1 rRNA gene is annotated in these 1,915 nt (G+C 57.8%); it reads left to right on the top strand.

Features of this window, described 5'->3' with window-relative positions:
- The first annotated feature begins 198 nt into the window (after nucleotides 1-198).
- Nucleotides 199-1,721: ribosomal RNA gene (locus AAG589_RS21200) — 16S ribosomal RNA — on the top strand.
- The last annotated feature ends 194 nt before the right edge of the window (nucleotides 1,722-1,915 follow it).

The following is a 1,915-nucleotide window of genomic DNA, read 5'->3' as shown; positions in this document are numbered from 1 at the left end:
CGGAACGGAAGGTTCTGGCTGCGCGGTGTGCGTCGGTTGTTTGAGAACTCAACAGTGTGTTTGATAGTCAATGCCAAGTATTTTTGAACCTTTTTGGTTCCTTTGGATCGGACGAAAGCGAACAGCTAGTTTGTTTTGGTCTGGCCAGGTATTGTTGAATGCTGCGGGCCTTTTGGGGTTCGTGGTGTTTTTCTCTCTTTTACGGAGAGTTTGATCCTGGCTCAGGACGAACGCTGGCGGCGTGCTTAACACATGCAAGTCGAACGGTGAAGCCCAGCTTGCTGGGTGGATCAGTGGCGAACGGGTGAGTAACACGTGAGCAACCTGCCCTCCACTTCGGGATAAGCCTTGGAAACGGGGTCTAATACCGGATATGAGCGCCCATCGCATGGTGGGTGTTGGAAAGTTTTTCGGTGGGGGATGGGCTCGCGGCCTATCAGCTTGTTGGTGGGGTGATGGCCTACCAAGGCGTCGACGGGTAGCCGGCCTGAGAGGGCGACCGGCCACACTGGGACTGAGACACGGCCCAGACTCCTACGGGAGGCAGCAGTGGGGAATATTGCACAATGGGCGAAAGCCTGATGCAGCGACGCCGCGTGAGGGATGACGGCCTTCGGGTTGTAAACCTCTTTCAGCAGGGAAGAAGCGCAAGTGACGGTACCTGCAGAAGAAGCGCCGGCTAACTACGTGCCAGCAGCCGCGGTAATACGTAGGGCGCAAGCGTTGTCCGGAATTATTGGGCGTAAAGAGCTCGTAGGCGGTCTGTCGCGTCTGGTGTGAAATCCCGAGGCTCAACCTCGGGCTTGCATCGGGTACGGGCAGACTAGAGTGCGGTAGGGGAGACTGGAATTCCTGGTGTAGCGGTGGAATGCGCAGATATCAGGAGGAACACCGATGGCGAAGGCAGGTCTCTGGGCCGCAACTGACGCTGAGGAGCGAAAGCATGGGGAGCGAACAGGATTAGATACCCTGGTAGTCCATGCCGTAAACGTTGGGCACTAGGTGTGGGGCTCATTCCACGAGTTCCGTGCCGCAGCTAACGCATTAAGTGCCCCGCCTGGGGAGTACGGCCGCAAGGCTAAAACTCAAAGGAATTGACGGGGGCCCGCACAAGCGGCGGAGCATGCGGATTAATTCGATGCAACGCGAAGAACCTTACCAAGGCTTGACATGTACGAGAAAGCCCCCGAGACGGGGTTCTCTTTGGACACTCGTACACAGGTGGTGCATGGTTGTCGTCAGCTCGTGTCGTGAGATGTTGGGTTAAGTCCCGCAACGAGCGCAACCCTCGTCCTATGTTGCCAGCGGGTTATGCCGGGGACTCATGGGAGACTGCCGGGGTCAACTCGGAGGAAGGTGGGGATGACGTCAAATCATCATGCCCCTTATGTCTTGGGCTTCACGCATGCTACAATGGCCGGTACAGAGGGCTGCGATACCGTAAGGTGGAGCGAATCCCAAAAAGCCGGTCTCAGTTCGGATTGGGGTCTGCAACTCGACCCCATGAAGTCGGAGTCGCTAGTAATCGCAGATCAGCAACGCTGCGGTGAATACGTTCCCGGGCCTTGTACACACCGCCCGTCAAGTCACGAAAGTTGGTAACACCCGAAGCTCACGGCCCAACCCCTTGTGGGAGGGAGTGGTCGAAGGTGGGACTGGCGATTGGGACTAAGTCGTAACAAGGTAGCCGTACCGGAAGGTGCGGCTGGATCACCTCCTTTCTAAGGAGCATCTGATACCCCCGCGTAGCTTCGCGGCCGGGCCTGCCAGGTCTTCTGGTGGGGTCGGTGGTGGGGTGGGGGTCAGGCAGACCATCGTAGGCGCCGTCTGTGTGCCTGGTGGTTGCTCATGGGTGGAACATTGACTAGAAGGATCGGTTCGACGTCTGTCGGCCGGCTAGTACACGCCGTCAGCC

Source organism: Isoptericola sp. F-RaC21 (assembly GCF_038593535.1).
Lineage (GTDB): Bacteria > Actinomycetota > Actinomycetes > Actinomycetales > Cellulomonadaceae > Isoptericola.
Note: the sequence above shows the minus strand (reverse complement) of the source record. Positions and strands in the feature narration are given on the sequence as shown.